Raw genomic sequence first — 18,300 nt, forward strand, 5'->3', positions numbered from 1 at the left:
GGCACCGGGCCACCCCGCTCCATGTTCGGATCGTCGGACGATGGCGAGGCCGCCTGCCAGTGTGTCCCCACGACGGACGGATCGACTCTGCGACTCGACGCGACTTCCTGCCAGTCCGGCGGCGACCTCGTGACGAGTGGGGCCTGTCGTCGGACTGTCGTCGAAGCGATTTCTCGGCCTATCGAAGCGATTCGCGTTCAGCGAGCCGGCGTCGAGCGGGTGCAGAAGGGTGAGGCGGTCGACCTGTTTCGCGCCGCCGGCCAGTTCGCCCGCCGAATCGGGGCTCGTGATGACCGGCTCGCCACGCGTGCCCGCGAGGATCCCCTCGATGCGGCCGCCGAGGCCGCCGGGCGGGCCGGGCTCGTCGGCGAGGCAGCCGCGGCGAGCGGGTTGGCCACGTACGACGACGCGGACAGCTACGAGCATCTACTGGATCCGATCCGTGTCCCGACGATCGCGTCGAGCGCACTCGACCAGCGGCCGCCGTCGGATGGGGTGCTCCGGGGCTCCCGCGTGCTCGATTCCGGCGCGACCGTTCGGGTCTACGATCGGCCCCACGGCCAGCCGATTCATCACCTCGAACCGCTGGAGTACACCCTCGGGGACACGGCCCTGTCGACACTTGCCGCGGCGCGGGATCGGCTGCTCTCGACGGCCCCCGGGACACCGAGGGATCATCGAACGGCCGTCGAGGCCGTCGCCGGGACGGACTGCCCGATCGACACGCTCACCCGGGTACTCCAGAAACACACCGCCGGATACGGCGTCTTCGAGGACCTCTTTGCCGACGACCGGCTGTCGGAGGTCTTCGTCAACGCCCCGGCGACCGAGAACTCGCTTTTCGTCCGTGTCGACGGCGAGGAACGGCGCACGAACGTCAGGCTCACTGACCGCGGCGCGGATCGGCTCGCCGCCGGTCTCCGCTCCGAGAGTGGTCGGGCCTTCTCACGGGCCACGCCGACCATCGACGCCTCGCTCTCCGGGATCGGGTCGGCCGACGCCGTGCGGGTCGCGGGTGTTCGTGAACCAGCGAGTGACGGGTACGCCTTCGCGCTCCGGGTCGAGGGCACCGATCGCTGGCGGTTACACGATCTGGTCGCGAACGACACCCTGGGGCCTGCGGCGGCTGGGCTGCTCTCCGTGGCGATGGAGCGAGGCGGCGCGCTGCTGATCGCCGGGCCGCGAGGGGCTGGAAAGACCACGATGGCCTCGGCGTTGCTCTGGGAGCTCCCCGCCCACACGCGCCTGCTGGCCATCGAGGACACGCCGGAGTTGCCCGTTCGGGCGCTCCAGGACGCTGGCCGGGACGTACAGCGCCTCGAAGCCGCCGCGGACCCGAACGCGGCGATCGATCCGGCGACCGCGCTGCGGACCGCGCTTCGCTTTGGCAACGGCGCGCTGGCGGTCGGCGAGGTCCGGGGCGAGGAAGCGTCGGTCCTCTATGAAGCCATGCGGGTGGGTGCAGCGAGCGACACCGTCATCGGGACGATTCACGGCGACGGCTACGACGGCGTCAAAGAGCGGGTGGTGGCTGACCTGGGGGTTCCCGAGTCCTCCTTTGCCGCGACGGATCTCCTGGTCACCCTCAAGCCCACGGCCGATGGGAAGCGAGTCCACGCAATCGAGGAGGTCACCGACGGCGGAAGTGCCACCCTCTACGAGTACGACGGCACGCAACTGAATGAGACACCGCGGCTCGAACGGGGGAACAGTCACTTCGCCGAGTCGATCACGCCTCCGGGAGAGACCTACGCCGAGACGCTCCGGGCGATCGAGAGCCGTGCCGACGCGCTCACGGGATCGCCGCTTACTCGGGACGGGCACACAACGGGGGCTCGGGCTGATGGGTGAGCGAATCGAGTGGGAGGCGATCGGGGCGACAGTCCTGACGATCCTGGGGGTGGACGAGCTGATGGAGTGGGTTCGGGATCGACTCGACGAGTTCAGCCGGATCCGGGCGGTCGGGGCCGCACCTGACCTGATCGCCTTCGTGATCCTCCAGTTGAAACTCACGCCGTCCCTGGAACGCGGCGCGGACTTCGCGACGGGGGCCGTCGACGGCCGACTGAGTCGCTCGCTTGCGGCCCATCGGGTCACGACCGTCTCCGGTGAACGTGCCTTCGAGACGTTCGGTGCCGAATGGGCACCGTATGCCCCATCCCTTCGCCGGGCAAGTACCCTGCTGGGAGTCGCGATGGACGCGCCTGCAGAGCGACGGGCGGAGACGCTGGCTGATGCCCTCGAAGCGGTCCTCGAAGGGACTCGCGAACGGGTCGTCGAGTTCTCGACAGCCATTCGCGGGCCGGCGATGGGGATCTACGCGTTTGGCGTGATGCTCCCGCTCGCGCTGGTCGGGTTGTTGCCAGTGCTCTCCTCGACTGGTGGTGGCGTCTCGACGGTCGCGCTGGCGGTCGCGTACGATCTGCTGGTTCCGCTCGGGTTGATCGCGAGCGGGGTGTGGCTCTGGGCCCGTCGGCCGGCGATCGCCGACAGCGCGTTCGACCGCGGGCTGCTGGCCCACGGGACGAGTTGGGTCAAGGTGGCACTGGCGGGGCTTGGTGCGGCCGTCCTCGCCACGCCGGGCGCGACCGTCCTTGGACCGTCCTGGGTCGGGCCGATCGTCGCCGTCGGCGCGAGTCTGGGGACCGCACTTTTCGTCTGGCTCCGGCCGGTCGTCGACGAGCAGGACCGACTCGACGAGTTAGCGGCCCGACTCCCCGACGTGCTGGCCGTCGTCGGGCAACGACTCGAAGCCGGTGATCCCCTCGAACGGACCCTGGTCGCCGTCGGCCAGCGATTCGACGGGCCGATCGGTGATCTCTTCGAATCGGGTGCGACTCGTCGACGCCAATCGGGCGAGCCGGTCGAGGCGGCGCTTCTCGGCCCCGATGGCGTGGTGGCCGAACTGTCACGAAAGCGTGTTCGAGCGGCCACGTCCCTTCTCGTGACGGCGGGCGAGTATGGTCCCGAAGGCGGGGAGACACTGCAGACCGTCGGGAGCTACCTGGGAGAGCTGTTCGCGGTCGAGCGTGAGGCCCGCCGCGAACTCGCACAGACGACGAGTACGCTCCGGCAGACCGCGGTCGTGTTCGCGCCGGCGATCGCCGGGGTCACGGTGGCGCTGGCGACCGGGATGAACGCCGCGGAGGCGGGCTACACCATCGAGGTTGCACCGCTGGGGCGTGTCGTGGGCATCTATGTCCTCCTGCTCGCGGCGATTCTCCCCTCGCTCTCGGTCGTCCTGGCTCGCGGGTTCGACCCGGTCCGGATGGGTTTTCAGAGCGGGATCGCGCTGGGTGTCAGCAGCCTCGTCTACCCGCTTTCCTTCGTGGCCGCCCGGACGCTGGTGTATGTTTAAGTAGGAACGTCGGACCACCCCGGTCCATGTTCGACGTTCCCGCCGACACGACGTGGCTCTGGGTCGGCCTGGTGCTCGTCTCGGCGACCATGCTGGGAGTAACCCTCAGCCTCCCCACGGCCCCACCGGATGCCGAGCGCGCGGCGTCGACGATCGACTCGGTTGCGGCGACTGACTATCCCGGTTCGGCTACGATCGACCTGCAAGCCGAGGCCGTCAAGATCGACTCCGAGCGGATCAGTCTTCGGGGCGCTGGCGGCCGGGCCCACGCAGACATCCAGTATGGCCCGGTCACGCCGGTGCCGCCCAATTCGAGGCTCGAACGAGTGCTCGACGGGCAGTCCCCGGCGTCAGTCTTCGACGGATCGATCGCGTTCGCCGGGGCGGCCGAACGGGCGACCGGCCGGCCGGCGTCCTGGCGCGAGAACAGCGAGACGCTGCGGGTTCGACAGGTAACTTACGGGGAGGTGAACCGTGTTCTCGTCGGCGCGTAGGGGCCAGATCGAGCCGCTTCCGGCCCTGCTGGCGGTCGCGATTTTCGCCATCGGGCTCTCCCTGTACGGGGTCACGCTCTCCGGGGTCCCGAACCCGACTGGACCCGAGATCACCGACGCCACGGTGTCGGCGACCGCCGAAACCCTCGGCGACGGATCGACGGTGGTGCCGGCGCGAATGGATCAACTGGACGGCGAGCTTCCACCGGACGTCGGCGTGACACTTCGGGCCGACGGCCAGGTGTGGGAGTACAACGACCCACCCGCGGACCCGGACCGAACGCGGATTCGACACGTGCTCGTTCGCACGGCGACGGGGGAGCAGCCTGGCCTGCTCCGGGTGAGTGCATGAGCGACCGCGGTGTGAGCACGGTGCTCGACGTCGTGCTCGGACTCTTGCTGGTCGGGCTCGCGGCGGGCGTTCTCGTCACTTCGATTCCTCAGCCCGCGGACCCACCGACCGAGGACGGGACCCCGTCTGTCCTCGGGAGCACGCTCACGGTCGAGTACGAGACGGCTGCGGGAGCCCATTCCGTCGAGGCCTCGGTGGGTACACTCCTGGGGGAGGCAGTCATGGCCAGTCACGGGTCACAGACGCCACGGACGGCTGCGTTCCGTTCGGCCGTTAAGCGGACGGTGAGTAGTCACCTGGAGACTCACGGCCTGCCAGTCCAGTTGGTCGGGACCTGTCGAGGCACCGAATCGACCGATCCACTCGTCGTCGGCCCAGCCCCGCCTGGCGAGCAGGTGGTCCGGGCGACGGTGTACCAGGTTCCAGCCCCGGCCAGTGCCACCGAGCAGTGTGAGCCGACGGTCGTCGTCCGGCGGTGGTCGCGATGACGTTCGTCGCCGACCGCCGCGGGCGGGTCCCCTTCGCGTTCATCGGGGCGGTCCTGCTCCTGACGAGTTCGCTTTACGCCGCCTCCGTGGCCCCGCCCGCGACAACCGAACCGATCGCCGAGGAGGTCGGCAGCGACGCCCAGATCGAGGCCCGACTGGCCCTCGACACGGCGATTCGCGACGCCGATCGAGCGGCCGCGGCCGAACCGGTTCTTGATCCGAGTCCACGTGGACTGGGCCGGGCGCTCCCCGAGAACGACACCTTCGAACACGCCCTCGAACTCCGGATCGCGGGGGCAGCAGAGACGGCCCTACAGGAGGTCGAGGCGGGTCGGGGCGGCGTCCAGGCCACCGTCTCGCTGCCACCGATCCGGGACCACGAGTCGGCCCGTGCGGCACTGGAGCGCGTGTCCATCGAACCCGTCACACCGGACCGCTACCGGGTGACGATCCGGGACCTGCGGGTGACTGTCACGCGACACGATCGGCCTATCGACCGGTTTCGGTACAACGAGACGATCACGATGGAACTCCCGTCGCTGTCTCTCCACGATCGGACGAGTCGGTACGAGAAGCGGCTGAACGCCGGGCTGGCCCAGCCGGGGCTCGCCCGTGACCTCACGGCCCGGCTCTTTCCGATCGTCTGGGCGCGGGGCTACGCCCAGTACGGGGGCGCGCCGATCCAGAACGTCCTGGCGAATCGCCACGTCGAACTCATGGCGAACGACGCGGCGCTGGCCCAGCAGGCGGCGGTCTTCGGCCAGGCGGACCCGGCGGGCCGCCGTGGCGTGAGTGTCGCCGCCATGGACGTCGCCACACGGGACGCTTTCGCGGGGGCCGAGGAGATGCTGAAGTCCCAGGTCAGCAAGCCACGGGGCGACCAGACGGGGGCTGGCGAGATCGAGGGCACCCCGTCGGTCTCGCTACCCAGTGTCGTCGACAACGAACAGTCAGTCGACGCGAACCACACCGCCGACGAGGCCTTCCTGGACTACCTCGCCGGCCGCGAAGGCCCGGATCTGGAATCGACCGTGGACGACATCTATCGAGCCGACGTGCGAGTCGAGACCCGGTCGCGGCCGATCGACACCGAGCGGGTGGCTGCCGAACCGCCGCCATCGAACGGGACCTATCTCGGCCGGACTCTCCACACTGACAAGTGGGTGGCGGACGGGCACTGGGAGTCCGGCCACGGTTCGACCCTCCGGACCTACGAGGGCCAGGTGATCGAGGAGCGACGGGTCACCAAATGGTGGGTCCAGAACGGCTCGCTCGCGTTGACCGAGGAGGTGGATCACACAGCCCACGCCGTCGAACTAACCCTTTCCTGTCGGTACCAGCCGCCGGGAATCGCACCGGACCGACCCGGTGATCGATGTCCCTTCGGGGCCGAGGTGCGCGAGCAACTGGCCGCGGACGGATCCGACCGTCTGCTCTCGGGATCTGAGCTTTCAAATCGGGCGCTGGCGGCCGTCGAAGGGGACGGGGAGTCGGGCTGGGAGCCGATCGACCTGGACCCACCCGAAACTGTTCGGAACCGGGCCCAGCAGGAGACTGGCGAGCTTCGGCGGACGGTCCGGGATATCTCGGTGAGCGTCGAGACCCGCTCGGTCGCGAGTTCCACGAACCCGGCCCGAAAACTGCGAAAAGCCATCGCTGATCGCCGGGCGTCGCTGCTCGAGACGCCTGCCAGCTACGACTCGGCGGCGGATCGGGCGGTGGCCGCCACACGCCAGACCTATCTCGACCGACTCACCGACCGCCTGGGGGACCGAACTCCCAAGGTCCAGCAGGCCCAGGCCGCGTTCTCGGATCAGCTCCAGGCCCACGCGATTCCGAGCGAACCGCCCGAACGGTCCAGCCCCACACGTGCCCCGTACGTGGCCGGGGTAGACGCCGGCCCAGCGTATCTCTCCGCCGATCCACCCTCGGAGACCGACCCGTCGATCGATGTTCGGAACGTGAACCTCTTTACGGTCCCCTACGGGGATGCAGCCGATGCCGTCACCGAGCAGGTCGAAGGCGTTGGGTCCCGAGGGGTCTCCCTCCGGACCGCGGCCCAGACGCTCGCAGCGGTCGAATCACGGGACTCCGTGTCCGGCCGCGAGGTTCGAGCGCTCCGTCGCGGAATCGAGGACTCGGTGGCGAGTGCGACGGCCCGCTACCGGTCAGTCCTGGAAGCGGAACTGGGTTCCCACGAAGCCGATCGGGTCGTCACCACTGCCACGAACCGGTATCCGGACACCGCGTCCCGGGCGCTCGCGATCACGGACGGGCGACTGGCGCGGGCCATCGGCGACTCGCTTCCGGCGGGGTTGCCATCCCACGAGCGGGATCGGCTGCGCGTGGCCCTCCGGGTCGCCGGAACCGAGATCCAGTCCGAATCCGAGGTTCAGGTCTCCCAGGACCTGGTCGAAAAAGCCCGTGTGGCGGTCGAATCCGGCTCGAATCCCGTCGTCTCGGAGACGGCCAAGGCGGCCGGCGAGAAAGTCGGGACGGCGGCCTGGGAGAAGGCAACCGACTCCTCGGTCGCAACGCTCCCCGCCGGGCTGCCGCTGTTGCCCATGCCCGGCTCCTGGTATGCCACCGCGAACGCCTGGACGGTCTCGGTCAGGGGCTCCTACGAGCAGGTCAGCGTTCACACGCGTCGGGCCACACCCGCCAGGGCAGAGAACGGGACCGTCGAGTACGTCCGCGAGGACGTCCCCGTCCGGCTGGATCTCGATCGGGACGGGCATCCCGACCGTCTCGGCTCCAATCGCGCGATCGACTTCGAGGCCCAGACGGGCGTGGTCATCGTGGTCCCGCCGGGCAAGACCGGCGTGGGCGATCGCGGTGGCGACGCGATCGAGGAGTCACCGGGCTGGTGAGCGGCGATGACCGAGCCGCCACTGACGGCATTTTTGCGGGTTCCAGAGCGAAGTGTGGAACCGATCACTGTCTCGCTGGAGAGTTTCGAGATGCTCCGTCGCGAGTATCGAGCGGTCCTGGCTGACGTGGTGCGAGCCGCGGGCGTCGACGCCGTGGCTGAGTCGACGGGGCTGGACCGGGAGCAGGTGGCGGCACTGCACCCTTCCACCGACGGATCGACGCCCTCGCTCACGATCGATTCGGCGGCCGCGATTCTCGCGGTCGAGTCTTCGCTGTCCGAAGCCGAGATCGGCGAGCGGATCCGGGAGGACCTGCAGGTCGAAATGGCCCGGGTCCCGATCGACCTGGAGGAGCTGGTGGCAGCACACGCGCTCGGTGATCGAGCGACGCTCCGTGCACAACTGGCGGGCGAACAGCCACTCTCGCTCCGCTCGTACGCACGCATTCGGGCGATCCTCTGGGACAGCGCACGATCGTAAGGTTTGACACGAGCCCCGGAGAATCCCAACCGTGCAGCCGCCGCAGACCGCCGACGCCGAGCGCCGCCGCCTGCAGGTCTTCTCGTCGCTTCTGGTGCTCGTTTTCCTGGTCAATTTCGGCCGGATCGTGTTTGCGCCCCTCCTCGATCCGTTCATCCGGACCTTCGGCGTCGGCGAGGCGACCGTCGGGATGGTCGCCACGCTCGCCTGGATGGGCAGTGCGGTCCCCCGCCTGCCGACGGGCTGGTTGCTGACCCGGTTCTCTCGCCAACGGGTAATTTTGGGAACCGGCCTGCTGCTCGCCGGGGCCGCAACGTTCACCGCGCTCGCCCAGTCGATCTGGCACATTGGGATCGGGGCCTTCCTGCTGGGTTCCTCGAGTGGGATCTACTTCATCGCGGCAAACTCCCTGGTGAGCGAGTTGTTCCCCGACCGGGTCGGTCGGGTCATCGGCATCCACGGGACCGCCTCCCAGGTGGCCGCGGTCGTCGCGCCGTTCCTCGTGGCCGCGGCCATCGCGATCTACAACTGGCGATTGCTCTTCGTGGCGATGGCGATCGCCGCCCTCCTGGGAACGGCCTGGCTGGTCTACACGGCCCGACGGACGGAACTCCCCGACGTGGGTCGCGGGGACCGCCATCTCCTGCGGTCGGTCCGGAATCACTGGCCGATCGTCCTGACCGCGGTCGCGATCATCGGCGCGACCGGCTTCGTCTGGAACGGCTTTTTCAACTTCTTCGTGCGCTATCTCGTCACCACGAAGTCCCTCTCCTCGGGGATGGCCGGGGCGATGTTGACGTTGATCTTCGCGGCGGGCGTGCCGGCCTTTTTCTATGCCGGGCGACTGGCCGACCGTCTCCCGCAGGTCTCGCTGATGCTCGGGATCATCACGTGGTTCGTCGGGTCCCTGCTCGTGATGACTGTCGTCCAGGGGCTCCTCGCGATCACCGTTGCGACCATCGCGCTGGGGCTGGGAATGCACAGTCTCCTCCCGGTCATCGACACCTACCTCCTCTCCTCGCTCCCCGATGCGGACCGCTCCAGCGCCTATGCGGCCTACAGCGCCACCATGATGGTGATCCAGGCCAGCGCCAGCGTCGTGGTCGGGACGCTGATCGAGGCGGGCTATGGCTTCGATCAGGTGTATCGCAGCTTTTCGGTCGTGCTGGTGATCGTCGTCGTCCTCCTGCTCGCTCTCCACCTGACTGACCGGCTCCCGGAAGGGACAACGTGATAGCGGCCCCGAACGAGGGGCCGGTATGGAGCTGTCAGGCGACGAACTCGCCGGGATCGTCGACCAGTTCGGGGCCCTGCCCCCGGCCGCGCTCCGCTCGGGGATCGAGGAGACGGCCTTCCGGGTCGGTGTGGAACTCGATGGGGAGACCGTCGAGGAGTGGATCGACGAGGCGAAAGCGGACTTCGAACTGTTGACTGTCGAGCACGACGACGAAACGCTGATCGTCCCGGGTCCCCGGGCGTTCCCCGAGGTTCCCGAGGCCGCCTCGGACCTGCCACACGTGCTGGCGGAGCCAACCCGCACGGTCCCGGCGAGTGCACTAGAGTCGGGCATCCGAGCGCGGCTGGACGAGTCCGTCGCGGCGGCCGAAACCCCGGAGCGTGCGCACGAACTCATCGACGTGACCTACGACGCGGAAGCCTGGGCCGGGATCGAACTGGCGGACGTTCGGGATCGGTTGCTCGATCTGGCGGAGGGGGAAAGCTAAGTTCCTGCATCCGAACTGGGCGTATGGATCTCGGGCCCATCGCCGACCGCGATCCGACCCTCGCCTCGAACCCGCAGCGGGCAGCAGCGGTGCTGGTTCCCGTGATCGAGGGTTCGGGCGGGCCGGAGTTGCTCTTCATCAGGCGGGCCCCGGACCTCGCGGAGCATCCCGGCGAGATGGGCTTTCCGGGCGGGGGTGCCGAACCGATCGACCGTGATCGCTGGGAAACGGCAGTGCGGGAGGCTGGCGAGGAGATCGGTCTGCAACCCACGGAGATCGAGTACGCGGGCCGGTTAGACGACGTGTCGACGACGACCGGTTACACCATCTCGCCCTTCGTCGCCCGGGTGCCACAGCGGATCTATCAACCCGTCGATGGGGAGGTCGCGGCAATCGCGTCGCTCCCGGTTGCGGCGCTGTACCGGACGGAGAATCACCGCTTCGAGCCCCGCGAGCATCCCGAGTACGGAACCGTCCCGGTCCATCATTTCCGGGTCGATGGGTACACGATCTGGGGCGCCACGGCCAGGATACTCACCCAGTTGCTGTCGCTGAGCACGGACTGGACGGAACCGGAACCGCCGGCGCGGCCGCTCGGAGAACTGATCGGGGACTGATCGCCTTACGCCGCCGTCTCGCCCGTCTCGTCCGTGTCTTCCGTGGCGGCGGTCGGGGCCTTTGGCACCGTGACGACCAGCGTTCCGTGGTCGGTCAGCGTGGCTGTTGCCCCGTCGGCGTCGATGGCGTCCTCGGGAAGCGGGACCTGTCCGTCGAGTTCCAGCCCACGTCCCGGGAACAGCATCTCGAAGCCTTCGTTAAAGGGGCGGAAACGATCGATACGGACCTCGATTGTGCCGTCGGTCACTTGGACCTGGACGTCGCTGGCCGTCGCACCGGGGGCGTCGAGGATCACGCGATACGCCGTGTCACTCTCCAGAATGTCGGCCGGGATCGGGGACTCCTCCTGGACCCGACTCGTGGCTCGGCCCACCCGTTCGAGGACTGTCTCGGGAATCGCACGCCCCACCTCACGCAGGGCTCGTGGATCGGGCTTCATACGGTGAGTTCCTCCAGCGTGTCCGTCTCCCCGCAGTACGGACAGGCGAAATCCGCGACGGTGGTGTCATCGGGCATGTCGTAGGTGTAGTGGACCTCGAACATGTCGAGTTCACAGTCCGGATTCGTGCACTTGATCTCCTTTGTCGGGGGCATAGCCGCCTTTGGTCGGCCGCGGGCATAAGCCCGGTGGGCCCGGTGTGCTTTTGCCGGTTGAGCGGCAAACCGACTCGATGACTGCTCCCCGCGACCTGGCGGTGACCATCGTCGACGGGTACGTCGACGAACCGGCCCACTTCGGGGTGCCCCCCTACGTCGCGACCTATCCCCGGTACACTGCCGGGGCCCTCCGGGACGCCGGCGTGCCGGCCGAGTCGATCACCTACCACACGATCGACGGCCTGCGCGAGGACAACGCCGGCTGGCGGGACGTCGAATCGGCGGATCTCCTGATCTATCTCGGCGGGATGACCGTTCCAGGGAGCTACGTCGGGGGGACCCCGGCGGAACCCGACGAGGCCAGGAAACTCGCCTGGACGGCGAATGGCACCGCGATCGCCGGCGGCCCGGTCCGCTTTGGCGTCGGCGAGCAAAACGAGGGCGGTACCGAGACGACCCGGACCGACCTCGACTTCGACTTCCTCGCGATGGCCGACGTGGAGGCCGCGGTCTACGATCTCGTCCAGAACGGTCTGGAAGGGTTTTCCGACCGCTATCGCGATCTCGACGAGGCGGATCGGTGGGCCGAACTGGGTGCGTTCGTCGTCGCCCAGCATCCGGACCACCCGGCGGGGCTCATCGCCGAAATCGAGACGGCCCGTGGGTGTGCCTTCCGCTGTTCGTTCTGCACCGAACCCATGTACGGCGACCCCTCGTTTCGCGATCCCGAAGCGATCCACGCGGAGGTCGCCGCGCTCGCCGACCGGGGGGTCAGACACTTCCGTCTGGGTCGACAGGCCGACATTTTGGCCTACGGTGGTGACGGCGAGCGGCCGAATCCGGACGCCCTGGAGACCCTGTATGCGGGGATTCGGGCGGCCGCTCCCGACCTGGAAACGCTCCACATGGACAATATGAACCCCGTCACCATCGTGAACTATCCCGAGGCCGCCCGGGCGGCCCTGGAGGTCATCGCGACATACAACACGCCGGGCGATACGGCCGCGTTCGGTGTCGAGAGCGCCGATCCGGTGGTGCAAGCGGAGAACGATCTCCTGGTGACACCCGACGAGGCCTTCGAGGCCGTGAAGCTGGTGAACGAGGTCGGTGGCTGGCGACCGGGCGAGGACCACTCGGCCGCCCCCTCGATCGACCCCGAAGTGCCGACGCGGTTGCCGACCCTGTTGCCGGGGATCAACTTCGTCCACGGCCTGGCCGGGGAGCGTGAGGCGACTTTCGAGCACAATCGGGCGTTTCTGGACCGCATCCTCGAATCGGGTCTGATGGTCCGCCGGATCAACATTCGCCAGGTGATGGCTTTCGAGGGTACGGAGATGGAATCGACCGGTGCGGACCTCGCAGACGCTCACAAGAAGCAGTTCAAGGCGTACCGGGCCGCCGTTCGCAAGGAGGTCGACGTGCCGATGCTCGAACGGGTCGCCCCACCGGGGACCGTGCTCCCGGACGTGCGCACCGAGTACCGTGAGGGTGAGTACACTTTCGGCCGACAGGCCGGGACGTATCCGCTCCTCGTCGGGATTCCCGGCGAGCATCCGCTGGGGGAGTTCCTCGACGTCGCCGTGGTCGATCACGGGCCCCGGTCGGTGACTGCCGTTCCCTATCCCCTGTCGATCGACGAGGCGGGGATGGACGAACTCACCGCGATTCCGGGAATCGCTTCGGCCACGGCCGGAGATATTCTCGTCGGTCGGCCCTACGAGTCACTCGAAGCGGTACCCGGGCGGGAGAAACTCGAACCGTACGTCGGGGCTACTCGAAGTCTTCCTCGATGACGTCCCCCACCGCGAAGTTCGACTTCACTTCGGTGATCTCGATTTTCACGCGCTCGCCCATTTCCGCACCGGGCACGATGATGACATAGCCTCGCTCGACGCGAGCGATCCCGTCGCCCTGCTTGCCGATGTCCTCGATCTCGACGTACCGGATCTCGCCCTCTTCGACCGGCGGCTGGGGTTCCGACGGGACAGTCGTCTCCGCGGACTCGCCGCCCTCACTGGGTTTGCCCCCACGGGCGATGATCGCGACACGGTAGACCGATTCGGGGTCGATCGTGCCGTTCTCGACTTCCCGCTCGGGGATCTCCACGACGTAGCCGTCTTCGGTCGTGGTGACTTCCCCGTTGAACAGACAGAGGAGTTCATCAGAGATTTCCATGGATTCCAGCTACCCCTCCACGCGGGCCGCTATTAGTAGTTGTCACCGACGGGTGCCCTCGAAGGCCGTTCCGTCCGGATACTTTGCCCCCTCCGAGTCGTGAACGATCACGCCCTCGGGATCCGGAACCGGCTGGTACTGCTCCCGGAGCGCGATGGTCTCCTCGAGTTCCCTGATCGCCCGCGTCTTGAGTCGCTCGGCCATCGAACGGGCGCGTTCGGCATCCAGCTCAGCCCCGAGTCCGGGACAGGCCGAGGCCCGGACTCGCCCGGCGCTCTCGACGGCCGCGTCCTCGGAGACGCCGGTTCCGGGCAGGGACAGGCTGAACGGGTAGGTTTGACAGAGCAGTGGTCGGGTGCCGTAGATCGAACACCTGGTCCTACCGTCCTCGCTCGTCAGAAACGTACAGTCGCCGTTCGGGGCCGTCTGCAGTGCCCACTCGAAGGTCTCACCGGTGCCGTCCTCGATCCCGAACGGCATCGGTCGCGCGATCTCCGCCCACTCGTCTCCGGTTTCGGTCTGGATCGCCCGCACCTCGTCGGGAAAGACAGTCGCGGTGTGGGGCTCCCCATCGGCGGCCGAACAGCAGCGCCCACAGCGCGTGCACTCGAATCCGATCTCCTGAAGGCTCCGGGCGATCGGCTCCGGGTCGAGTTGCCGGACGAACTCCAGGGCGGCTTCCAGACGCTCCATGGGGTCACCACGGGCTCGCGGGGAAAAACCACTCCGAAAACGGGCCCGATCAGACGTCCAGGTAGTAGACCTGCTTTCGGGCGTCCCGGAAGCTGTACCGCGAATCCACGAGTTCTGCCTCGCTCAACCGGTTGAGCGCGTACCGGACTGTCCGGTCCGGGAGCAGGGACTCTTCGGCGAGTTGGCCCTGTGAGAGGGGCTCTTCGGTTTCCAGAACTTTTGCGACCAACTTCGCGCTCGGCGGGAGCTCACGGAGCCGCTCCCGGAACTCGTCGTTCGCCTGGATCGGGGATTGGCTGGTGGCCGACGTACTCATGTGTTACCCACACTGATGGTGCAAGGTAAAGGTTGTCTATACTTGTGACTATATTCCTTATATTATATTAGGTCAGATCGTCCGCCGAACGCAGTCGGGATCGACCGCCTGTGTGCCATCTCGGTTGTTTCCAGTACGGTTTTAACTACGGGCCGGCGTGTTACTGATGACGTGAAGGGACAGGAGTTCTACCAGGCCGATGCGGTCGCCGAGGCCTACGAGGACAAGCGCTTCTCGCGTGGCGGCCGCCTCATCGATCGCCGCGAGAAGGAAGCCGTACTCGAGGCCCTTTCGCCCCTGCAGGACCGGCGAATCCTCGAAATCGCCTGCGGGACCGGTCGGTTTACCGTCATGCTCGCGGAGCGAGACGCCGACATCGTCGGCCTTGACATCTCCCAGGCGATGCTCAGTCAGGGCCGCGAGAAGGCCAAGCGGGCGGGCGTGACCGATCGCCTGGACTTCATGCGTGGCGACGCCGCCCGACTCCCCTTCCCCGACAATCACTTCGATGCCGTCTTCGCGATGCGATTTTTCCACCTCGCGGACACGCCACAGGCGTTTCTCACAGAGATGGCCCGCGTTTCGAAGGACCTGGTCTTCTTCGACACGTTCAACGCCCGCAGCGCCCGGAGTGTCTACAACTGGGCGCTTCCGATGGGCTCGCGGCTCTACGAGGACTCGGAGGTAACAGAGCTCATCGCGGGGGCCGACCTCGAACTCGAGGCCGTGACTGATGACTTCGTCCTCCCATACGGACTTTACCGGAAGATCCCCGACTGGATGGCCGACGGCCTCCGTGATCTCGACACCGCAGCCACCGACGGCTCGGTGGGCGAGTCCCTCGCGACCGTCTCCTACTGGACTGCGCGGCACTCCTGATCCGAATCCGAGAGGTTTTACGCGTGTCTGTGTTTTGTCACGGGCATGCGACTCTCGGTGGTGGTCCCGACGCTCAACGGCCGGTCCGAGCTTCCGGCCACGCTCACGGCCATCGCCGATCACGCCCCCGACGCGGAGGTCATCGTCGTCAACGGCCCCTCCGCCGACGGCACCTCCGGCTACCTCTGTGGGCACGAGACCGTCGATACGTTCCTCGAACTCTCCGACCGGAACTTGAACGTCGCTCGGAACGCCGGTATTCGGGCCGCGTCGGGCGACGCGGTAGCCTTTCTCGGTCAGGACACCCAGATCGAGGCAGGCTGGCTTCAGGCCGTCCGAGCCGCGCTTGGGGCGGGGGCCGACGCGGTCACCGGCCCGATTCATCGACAGCTCGGCGCTGATGTGACGACCGAATCGCTCGAAGAAACCACCTTCGGCGATCGGACGATCCGCTTTTTCGACGGCGGAAACGTCGTCTTCGACCGGGCGGCCATCGAAGCCCTCGATGGCTTCGACGAGTATCTCACGGTCGACGCCGCCAGGGATCTGGCCCACCGGCTCGCCGCCCAGGACCGCTCGCTCGCCTGGGAGCCCGGGGCGGTGGTTCTCAGAACCGACCCCGACCCGACCGCCCAGGCCGACCCCATCGAAGCGGATCCAAAGGGCCGGTACCGGTCCCGGGGGTATCGACTCGCCAAAAACTACGGGCTCGACTGGCGCTCGGGATTGCGACTCGCCGGTGGGCTCGTGCGGGACGGCCTGGCAGCCGGCTGGGCCGCGCTTCGTGGCGAGGGGAAACCCTCGGCCTGGCTCGGACAGGGTCGGGACGCGATGACGGCCGTGGTCCGGGGGATCCAGGACGGCCTGGCCGCCAGATACGCCGATCGGACTCCACGTCGGAACCCGCACGGGGTCTCGGCCAGATACGGACGCCCCGTAACACGCTGTGAGGACGATTAACTGTCCTGTAGTTCCGGAAACACCCGACGCGGGTTCTTCGTGAACACCCGACCCATGATGTTCTCCGGGACGTCGAGGGTCAGCACCTCCATCACCGCAACGTTGGGGTGGACCGTCGGGCTGTGGCTGCCGAACAGCACCCGATCCGGGTGTTCCATGATCGCCCGTTCGAGCAGGTCACGGAACCGGACCGCGCTGGTGTCCAGATAGAGCGAATCCCGTCGATCCAGCAGGTCGATCGCGTCGGCCATCAACTCCCGGTCGGCTGGATACCCCCCGAAGTGGGCCAAGACGACCGGCATCGAGCGACCGAGAAGGTGTTCGTCGACCCGCTCGGGCGGAAATGCCGTGCCGCCCTCGACGAGAACCGGCAGGCCCACCTCAGCGAGGGCATCCAGGACCGCCGGGGTGGGGAGCCCATCGCGACCGGGATCGAGTTTGAACCCGAAGAACCGATCGTCGTAGGCGTACTGCTCGATGTCTTCCGCGGTGGTGTGGCCGGTGTCGGGGCTGGCGATGGTGTCCCTGAGCCGTGCGGTGACCGTGCCGGTCCCCTCACGCGGCCCGTCGAGTCTGGCGACGGCGAGGAAGGGGCGTTCGACGGCCTGCCGGGCGATGGCGTTGTTCGCCCGGAGGTAGCCACCTTCGTCGCTGACCGGCCCTGGGGCGACGATCGCCTGGGCGATCCCCGCCTGGTGGAGTTCCCGTTCGAGCCCTTCGGCGTCGATGGTCTTCCCCCGGATCGGCTGGCCCGGCCCCGGGTCCAGGCGGGCGTTCACGTCGACGGCCTGGAACCCGTGTTCCAACTCGAGCATGTCACTCCCTCCGTGGGGGCCCCATATCGGCCTGACGGTGACTCTGTCAGTCAGTGGCGTTCTCCACCGGAGCGAGATAGACCGGATCGCCGGGTTCGAGGTCGAAGGCCCGGTCGCCCCGGCCTCGGTTCACCGCGAGTTCCACGTTGCCGTGACTGCCGACGGTTGCCACTCTCTCGGTCGGGGGCACCTCGGCGTAGGTTCTGGCGACTGGGGTCTGCCGGCCGTCGACGAGGATCGCGTCCCGAGAATAGCCATTGAGAAACGAGCCCGGGACGTTCGTGATCGCGTTGCCGAAATCATCGACGACCAGCACTTCTCCGATCGCTTCCGGCCCCTCGATCGTGGGCGTGGGGAACTCGACCCGTGTCACGTCCTCGACCGGGGTGAGTCCCTCGCGCTCGACGGTCGATTCGAGCCCCGAATCCTGGATATCGGCCGCGAGCGGGGCGAACACGTCCCGGCCGTGGAAGGTCGAACTCGCGGGATCGGTCGCCGAGCCAGCATAATAGGTCGGGTCCGCGGCCAGGCGCTCTGCGACCGGCACCAGAATGCCGTTGTCCGGGCCAACCAGGCGGTGGTCCCCGGCCTCGACGATCAGCACGCGGCGGTCGGTGCCCACACCCGGGTCGACCACGACCAGGTGGACGGCCGACGGGAAGTACGGAAGCACTTCGCGGAGCCAGAACGCGCCTGCCCGAGGGTCCTGTCGTGGCAGGTCGTGAGCCACGTCGACGAGGCGGGCGTCGGTCCGGGAGAGGATCACGCCCTTCATCGCGGCGGGATACGGCGAGCCGAAATCCGAGGCGAGGGTGATCATTCCGGATCGGCCCGCCCGCTTTCGTCCGTGTCCGCGACGTGCTGGATGCGGGTGATGCCGTTGATCTCCTCGATCGTCGCCACCACTGGGTCCGGGAGCAGCTCACGCCAGTCCTCGTCCTGGCGCATGCGGTCGCGGATCGTGGTTCCCTCCAGCTGTTCGCGTTCGAACATGGGGGACTGGTGCACTTCGATGTTCGACTCCTCGAAGAGCCGGATCACCAGTGGGTTATTCGAGTAGGCCACGTCGAAGGTCGGGCTCATCGCCTGGACGTGACTGACCCAGACCGAGTTGCGGTTGATGTCCTCGATCGGCACCACGTAGGTGACCAGATCCAGATCGGCCAGACACTTCGTGATCATCACCATTCGCTCCCCGGCCGTGAAGGGGTTGTCGAGGGTGTGGCTCTGATCTGCGCTCCCGATACCGACGACGAGTTCATCGACCTCCGCCGCGATCTGCTCGATCACGCGGTGATGGCCGCGGTGATAGGGCTGGAAACGGCCGATGTAGAACCCCCGTGTCATTACCACCGCTTGGACAGGCACCTACATGAATGTCGGCGATCCGGGTCCACTGCCCAGTCGTCCCGAGCCGAGTGGCAATTTCGGCGGGGAGCAGGCCTGATGGACGGATAACGCTCCGAATCGCTGGATGGCCG

General features: G+C 67.6%; 21 protein-coding genes. 13 read left to right on the forward strand and 8 right to left on the reverse strand.

What is annotated here, in order from left to right; all coding sequences use genetic code 11:
* The first annotated feature begins 21 nt into the window (after window positions 1-21).
* The 10 genes from RH831_RS06145 to RH831_RS06190 are packed head-to-tail and all read left to right on the forward strand — an operon-like array spanning window position 22 to window position 10,383.
* Window positions 22-1,851: an ATPase, T2SS/T4P/T4SS family gene (locus RH831_RS06145; protein ID WP_310553353.1), complete on the forward strand. Its 1,830-nt coding sequence runs from the start codon at window positions 22-24 to the stop codon at window positions 1,849-1,851.
* Window positions 1,844-3,358 (forward strand): hypothetical protein, encoded by a 1,515-nt coding sequence (locus RH831_RS06150; protein WP_310553354.1) that lies wholly within the window; start codon window positions 1,844-1,846, stop codon window positions 3,356-3,358. The genes RH831_RS06145 and RH831_RS06150 overlap by 8 nt, the downstream gene beginning before the upstream one ends.
* Window positions 3,359-3,384: 26 nt before the next feature.
* A complete protein-coding gene (locus tag RH831_RS06155) occupies window positions 3,385-3,852 on the forward strand; it encodes a hypothetical protein (protein WP_310553355.1) in 468 nt (155 codons plus the stop codon).
* Window positions 3,833-4,204: a hypothetical protein gene (locus tag RH831_RS06160; RefSeq protein ID WP_310553356.1), complete on the forward strand. Its 372-nt coding sequence runs from the start codon at window positions 3,833-3,835 to the stop codon at window positions 4,202-4,204. The genes RH831_RS06155 and RH831_RS06160 overlap by 20 nt, the downstream gene beginning before the upstream one ends.
* Window positions 4,201-4,692 (forward strand): hypothetical protein, encoded by a 492-nt coding sequence (locus RH831_RS06165; protein WP_310553357.1) that lies wholly within the window; start codon window positions 4,201-4,203, stop codon window positions 4,690-4,692. Before RH831_RS06160 ends, RH831_RS06165 begins: the two co-directional genes overlap by 4 nt.
* Window positions 4,689-7,562, forward strand: a complete 2,874-nt coding sequence (locus tag RH831_RS06170) for a hypothetical protein (protein WP_310553358.1) — start codon at window positions 4,689-4,691, stop codon at window positions 7,560-7,562. Before RH831_RS06165 ends, RH831_RS06170 begins: the two co-directional genes overlap by 4 nt.
* A gap of 54 nt (window positions 7,563-7,616) precedes the next feature.
* Window positions 7,617-8,042: a DUF5791 family protein gene (locus RH831_RS06175; RefSeq protein ID WP_310553359.1), complete on the forward strand. Its 426-nt coding sequence runs from the start codon at window positions 7,617-7,619 to the stop codon at window positions 8,040-8,042.
* A gap of 31 nt (window positions 8,043-8,073) precedes the next feature.
* Window positions 8,074-9,276: an MFS transporter gene (locus RH831_RS06180; RefSeq protein ID WP_310553360.1), complete on the forward strand. Its 1,203-nt coding sequence runs from the start codon at window positions 8,074-8,076 to the stop codon at window positions 9,274-9,276.
* 25 nt (window positions 9,277-9,301) lie between these two features.
* On the forward strand, window positions 9,302-9,766 hold the full coding sequence (locus tag RH831_RS06185; RefSeq protein ID WP_310553361.1) for a hypothetical protein: 465 nt from the start codon (window positions 9,302-9,304) through the stop codon (window positions 9,764-9,766).
* A 23-nt stretch (window positions 9,767-9,789) separates the two neighbouring features.
* Window positions 9,790-10,383 carry a CoA pyrophosphatase gene (locus tag RH831_RS06190; RefSeq protein WP_310553362.1) on the forward strand — a complete coding sequence of 198 codons (594 nt, stop codon included), beginning with the start codon at window positions 9,790-9,792 and terminating at the stop codon, window positions 10,381-10,383.
* Window positions 10,384-10,388: 5 nt separating this feature from the next.
* Here RH831_RS06190 and RH831_RS06195 read toward each other — a convergent pair whose 3' ends face one another.
* Both RH831_RS06195 and RH831_RS06200 read right to left on the reverse strand, forming a co-directional pair.
* Complete coding sequence (locus tag RH831_RS06195) at window positions 10,389-10,823, reverse strand: Hsp20/alpha crystallin family protein (protein WP_310553363.1); 435 nt, start codon at window positions 10,821-10,823, stop codon at window positions 10,389-10,391.
* Window positions 10,820-10,978, reverse strand: coding sequence for a hypothetical protein (locus RH831_RS06200; RefSeq protein WP_310553364.1), 159 nt, complete (start codon window positions 10,976-10,978; stop codon window positions 10,820-10,822). Before RH831_RS06200 ends, RH831_RS06195 begins: the two co-directional genes overlap by 4 nt.
* Window positions 10,979-11,055: 77 nt before the next feature.
* On the opposite strand from RH831_RS06200, the gene RH831_RS06205 reads away from it, so the two are divergent.
* Window positions 11,056-12,774 (forward strand): radical SAM protein, encoded by a 1,719-nt coding sequence (locus RH831_RS06205; protein WP_310553365.1) that lies wholly within the window; start codon window positions 11,056-11,058, stop codon window positions 12,772-12,774.
* Here RH831_RS06205 and RH831_RS06210 read toward each other — a convergent pair.
* The 3 genes from RH831_RS06210 to RH831_RS06220 are packed head-to-tail and all read right to left on the reverse strand — an operon-like array spanning window position 12,752 to window position 14,165.
* A complete protein-coding gene (locus RH831_RS06210; protein ID WP_071933266.1) occupies window positions 12,752-13,156 on the reverse strand; it encodes a TRAM domain-containing protein in 405 nt (134 codons plus the stop codon). The genes RH831_RS06205 and RH831_RS06210 overlap by 23 nt on opposite strands.
* Window positions 13,157-13,198: 42 nt before the next feature.
* On the reverse strand, window positions 13,199-13,849 hold the full coding sequence (locus RH831_RS06215) for a YkgJ family cysteine cluster protein (RefSeq protein ID WP_310553366.1): 651 nt from the start codon (window positions 13,847-13,849) through the stop codon (window positions 13,199-13,201).
* Window positions 13,850-13,898: 49 nt separating this feature from the next.
* Complete coding sequence (locus RH831_RS06220; protein WP_070365307.1) at window positions 13,899-14,165, reverse strand: helix-turn-helix domain-containing protein; 267 nt, start codon at window positions 14,163-14,165, stop codon at window positions 13,899-13,901.
* A 171-nt stretch (window positions 14,166-14,336) separates the two neighbouring features.
* On the opposite strand from RH831_RS06220, the gene RH831_RS06225 reads away from it, so the two are divergent.
* Window positions 14,337-15,044 (forward strand): class I SAM-dependent methyltransferase, encoded by a 708-nt coding sequence (locus tag RH831_RS06225; RefSeq protein WP_071933264.1) that lies wholly within the window; start codon window positions 14,337-14,339, stop codon window positions 15,042-15,044.
* Window positions 15,045-15,089: 45 nt separating this feature from the next.
* The gene (locus RH831_RS06230; protein WP_310553367.1) at window positions 15,090-16,004 is read left to right on the forward strand and encodes a glycosyltransferase family 2 protein; all 915 of its coding nucleotides are present in this window, start codon (window positions 15,090-15,092) and stop codon (window positions 16,002-16,004) included.
* Here the strand turns inward: RH831_RS06230 and RH831_RS06235 are convergent.
* From RH831_RS06235 to RH831_RS06245, 3 genes are read right to left on the reverse strand one after another with little or no spacing between them, the layout of a single operon-like run.
* Window positions 16,001-16,819: an amidohydrolase family protein gene (locus RH831_RS06235; RefSeq protein ID WP_310553368.1), complete on the reverse strand. Its 819-nt coding sequence runs from the start codon at window positions 16,817-16,819 to the stop codon at window positions 16,001-16,003. The two genes, RH831_RS06230 and RH831_RS06235, sit on opposite strands and share 4 nt — an antisense overlap.
* Before the next feature lie 46 nt (window positions 16,820-16,865).
* A complete protein-coding gene (locus RH831_RS06240; protein WP_310553369.1) occupies window positions 16,866-17,639 on the reverse strand; it encodes an SAM-dependent chlorinase/fluorinase in 774 nt (257 codons plus the stop codon).
* Window positions 17,636-18,166, reverse strand: coding sequence for a nicotinamide-nucleotide adenylyltransferase (locus RH831_RS06245; protein WP_310553370.1), 531 nt, complete (start codon window positions 18,164-18,166; stop codon window positions 17,636-17,638). Before RH831_RS06245 ends, RH831_RS06240 begins: the two co-directional genes overlap by 4 nt.
* Window positions 18,167-18,300: the final 134 nt, after the last annotated feature.

Source organism: Halodesulfurarchaeum sp. HSR-GB (assembly GCF_031432215.1).
Taxonomy (GTDB): Archaea; Halobacteriota; Halobacteria; order Halobacteriales; family Halobacteriaceae; genus Halodesulfurarchaeum.

Excerpts from the sequence above, each read along its gene's own strand:
- RH831_RS06185 (WP_310553361.1), top strand. The coding sequence starts at position 9,302 with ATGGAGCTGTCAGGCGACGAACTCGCCGGGATCGTCGACCAGTTCGGG.
- RH831_RS06170 (WP_310553358.1), top strand. The coding sequence starts at position 4,689 with ATGACGTTCGTCGCCGACCGCCGCGGGCGGGTCCCCTTCGCGTTCATC.
- RH831_RS06200 (WP_310553364.1), bottom strand. The coding sequence starts at position 10,978 with ATGCCCCCGACAAAGGAGATCAAGTGCACGAATCCGGACTGTGAACTC.
- RH831_RS06240 (WP_310553369.1), bottom strand. The coding sequence starts at position 17,639 with ATGATCACCCTCGCCTCGGATTTCGGCTCGCCGTATCCCGCCGCGATG.
- RH831_RS06235 (WP_310553368.1), bottom strand. The coding sequence starts at position 16,819 with ATGCTCGAGTTGGAACACGGGTTCCAGGCCGTCGACGTGAACGCCCGC.
- RH831_RS06230 (WP_310553367.1), top strand. The coding sequence starts at position 15,090 with ATGCGACTCTCGGTGGTGGTCCCGACGCTCAACGGCCGGTCCGAGCTT.
- RH831_RS06155 (WP_310553355.1), top strand. The coding sequence starts at position 3,385 with ATGTTCGACGTTCCCGCCGACACGACGTGGCTCTGGGTCGGCCTGGTG.
- RH831_RS06150 (WP_310553354.1), top strand. The coding sequence starts at position 1,844 with ATGGGTGAGCGAATCGAGTGGGAGGCGATCGGGGCGACAGTCCTGACG.
- RH831_RS06165 (WP_310553357.1), top strand. The coding sequence starts at position 4,201 with ATGAGCGACCGCGGTGTGAGCACGGTGCTCGACGTCGTGCTCGGACTC.
- RH831_RS06245 (WP_310553370.1), bottom strand. The coding sequence starts at position 18,166 with ATGACACGGGGGTTCTACATCGGCCGTTTCCAGCCCTATCACCGCGGC.
- RH831_RS06220 (WP_070365307.1), bottom strand. The coding sequence starts at position 14,165 with ATGAGTACGTCGGCCACCAGCCAATCCCCGATCCAGGCGAACGACGAG.
- RH831_RS06195 (WP_310553363.1), bottom strand. The coding sequence starts at position 10,823 with ATGAAGCCCGATCCACGAGCCCTGCGTGAGGTGGGGCGTGCGATTCCC.
- RH831_RS06215 (WP_310553366.1), bottom strand. The coding sequence starts at position 13,849 with ATGGAGCGTCTGGAAGCCGCCCTGGAGTTCGTCCGGCAACTCGACCCG.
- RH831_RS06205 (WP_310553365.1), top strand. The coding sequence starts at position 11,056 with ATGACTGCTCCCCGCGACCTGGCGGTGACCATCGTCGACGGGTACGTC.
- RH831_RS06190 (WP_310553362.1), top strand. The coding sequence starts at position 9,790 with ATGGATCTCGGGCCCATCGCCGACCGCGATCCGACCCTCGCCTCGAAC.
- RH831_RS06210 (WP_071933266.1), bottom strand. The coding sequence starts at position 13,156 with ATGGAAATCTCTGATGAACTCCTCTGTCTGTTCAACGGGGAAGTCACC.
- RH831_RS06145 (WP_310553353.1), top strand. The coding sequence starts at position 22 with ATGTTCGGATCGTCGGACGATGGCGAGGCCGCCTGCCAGTGTGTCCCC.